This is a genomic window from Actinomycetes bacterium (assembly GCA_036510875.1).
Taxonomy (GTDB): domain Bacteria; phylum Actinomycetota; class Actinomycetes; order Prado026; family Prado026; genus DATCDE01.
Genome location: DATCDE010000317.1, coordinates 1 through 2,643, shown reverse-complemented (window position 1 = coordinate 2,643; position 2,643 = coordinate 1). Strand labels below are relative to the sequence as shown.

At 67.8% G+C, this 2,643-nt stretch carries 3 protein-coding genes; 1 reads left to right on the top strand and 2 read right to left on the bottom strand.

Features of this window, described 5'->3' with window-relative positions:
* Positions 1 to 102: 102 nt before the first annotated feature.
* The gene (locus VIM19_18280) at positions 103 to 879 is read right to left on the bottom strand and encodes a site-specific integrase (GenBank protein ID HEY5186799.1); all 777 of its coding nucleotides are present in this window, start codon (positions 877 to 879) and stop codon (positions 103 to 105) included.
* 364 nt (positions 880 to 1,243) lie between these two features.
* A complete protein-coding gene (locus tag VIM19_18275) occupies positions 1,244 to 1,543 on the bottom strand; it encodes a hypothetical protein (GenBank protein HEY5186798.1) in 300 nt (99 codons plus the stop codon).
* A 664-nt stretch (positions 1,544 to 2,207) separates the two neighbouring features.
* Between VIM19_18275 and VIM19_18270 the strand changes: the two genes are divergently transcribed.
* Positions 2,208 to 2,643 (top strand): DUF6326 family protein (locus VIM19_18270; protein HEY5186797.1); only part of this gene is annotated, 436 nt, incomplete at its 3' end.

The following is a 2,643-nucleotide window of genomic DNA, read 5'->3' as shown; positions in this document are numbered from 1 at the left end:
CATGACCGTCCTCCTTCTCCTCGACGAGAAAGACGACGATCCCCGACACAGCAGCGTTATGCCGACCTGCGAGGCTCAACTTCCCAACCAGGCCAACGGATCTCAGGCCACCATCGGCATAACCCAGAGGTCGGCATAATCATGGAACCGGGTGCCGGTTGGGAGATCCGCGTCCTTGACCGCGGTCTGCCAGCGGTTCCCGAACGAGGACTTGCGGACCGCCTGGCCAAGTCGGTTGGCCAGCAGCAGCCCGTCGGGGCCGGGGCCGAACCGCTCGAGGTGTGCCGCGAGTTCGGACACTACGACGTCGTCGACTGGTACCGTCCGCCGGGACGCCGGAGTCTTGAGAGGCGAGAGGACCGGCACGCCACCGGCCCGGACGGGCTGCAACTGCTGCTCGACGGTGATCCGCCGCCTCAGGAAGTCGACCCGCCCAACTTGCAGGCCGAGCACCTCGCCGAGACGTAGACCTGCACATGCGCCGAGGAGCACAGCGACTCGGTACCGGGGCGTGATTGAGTCAGCCAGGGCAAGCACGGAGGACGGGGAGAGAGGCTCGAGCACTTGCCTGTCGACCCGGGGGAGCGGGCAGCCCTCCGCCGGATTCTTGACGATCCGCCCGTCCCTCACCGCCGACCGAAGCACCGCCGACATAACCCGGAAGACGGTCCGCGTTGTGGCGGGGGACAGTTTCAACGTCCAGACCCTGACTGCCGTCCGGACGTCAGACGGGCGGATCGCGGCTAGGGCAGTCGACCCGAGCGCCGGGAGTACGTGGTTGTCGAGATGCGCCCGGTATAGGTCCCGAGTCGACGGGCGAAGATCCACCCGGTGCCCAAGCCAATCGTTGGCATAGGAACGTAGCGATTCCCGCCCCACGGCCGGGTCGACGTAGGACCCCCGTAGGACATCCGCCGCCGTCGAACGTGGGGCGGTTCTGGGCCGCCGGGCCGGGCCGGTCCGGGGTGCTGCCCGCTGGGCAGGACTTGATCGGGCTGACGGTCGTCCCGGCCCACTGCGACCAGCCGAGGTAGCCCTGCTCCCACCAGGCGTGCTTGTCCACCCGCAGCCGACCGTCGACGGTCACCAGCGACAGCCGCGACACCCCGGTCACGCTGACGGTGCGACCGTCGGGCAGCCGGGCACTGAGCCGGTTCGGCACCGACACCTCGGTCGCGGGCGGTCCTGGCGTCACCACTGGGGGACCGGTCAGCTCGGCCGCGAAGGCCCCGGAGCCCAGCAGCTAGTGCAGGAACGTCCGCAGCTGCCACCCGCTGACCGGCAGGACGTCCCCGCCTAAAGCCCCGTTCCCGGTGTGCGAGCCGGTCGGGGCCATCAACGTCATGACCGCGGCCTCGTTGTGGTGGTTCAACGCCGTGTAGTAGTCGTCGACCAGCTGGGATGCCGCCCGCTCCTGGACGGTCGGCCGGTGCTCCACGTACCGGTGGCCGCTCAGCCCAGCCAGGGCCATCAGGGCCAGCACGAGCGCGATGACCAGCCACCGGTTCGGGTCCACCGTCCGGTACTCCGGACCACCCGACACAACCTCATCAGGCGGAAACACACGCTCGGCGTTCTCGTTGACCCAACGCCCATCGACCAACTGCATCCGGGTACCCCCTAGCCGGACTGCCCACGACCAGCGTCCCGGCCCCGGTCGCGGCCCGGCCCGGCCAGAGACTTCCGGCCTCACCTCCGCCGCTGATTAGTCACCTGGTGGTGGGCGGACGACCGGACCTGGGGTCCGCGACCGGGGACGTTCGTGTCGATCGGGCGGGGCGGGTCGGCCTCCAGGAGCGCAAGGGAAGTGCTCGGCCTTGACGGTGATCCAGTACTCGTATTCCCCGTCTGGGGAGACCATGGCGTGTGCCCGGTCCGAGGTCGTGGCCGGCCAGCACGAGACTGCCGTCCTCGTTCACCGACGCGCTGAGGTAGTGGTCGTCTTGGTCCCCTCGCTCGGCGCGCAGCGTGATCTGGGTTGCGGGCCCGTCCGTCACTGGGCCGGCCGGATCGTTGTCGTCCTGCGGGGACACCTCCTCGGCGGATCCGGTCGGCAGTAGTGGGATAGAGGGTTCCGGTTCAGTCTCGCGCTGGGACCAACGCCTCTGTCGGATCGTGGAACGACAGAGAAGGTTCGAACTGGTGGAGGGATCCTGCGTGTCCCGGCATCGGGAGCCGCAGCCCCGAACAGCTTTTGGGAGGCCATCATGTCCGCCGCGACCGACTACCGGGACTACTGGATCAACCCACGCATCAAGATCGCCGCACTGTGGACTTCCATGATGTTCGTCTTCGCCTACGTGGACTTGTTCGGTTTGTTCCGAGCCGACGTACGTGCCGACATCGAAGCCGGCAAGATGTCCGTCTTCACCATCGGACAAGGCTCCTTGCTGGGCATGACCATCTACATCCTGCTGCCCAGCCTGATGCTGTTCCTCAGCCTCGTCCTGCCCGTCAAGGTCACCCGCATGACGAACATCGTCTTGGCCATCGTGTACGCCCTCACCATCGCGGGGAGCGCCGTCGGCGAGTGGAACTACTACATCCTCGGCAGCCTCACCGAGGCCGCGTTGCTGGCCGGTGTCGTCTACTACGCGTGGACCTGGCCGAAGGCGACCGACGCTGTTACCGCCCCGGCAGACC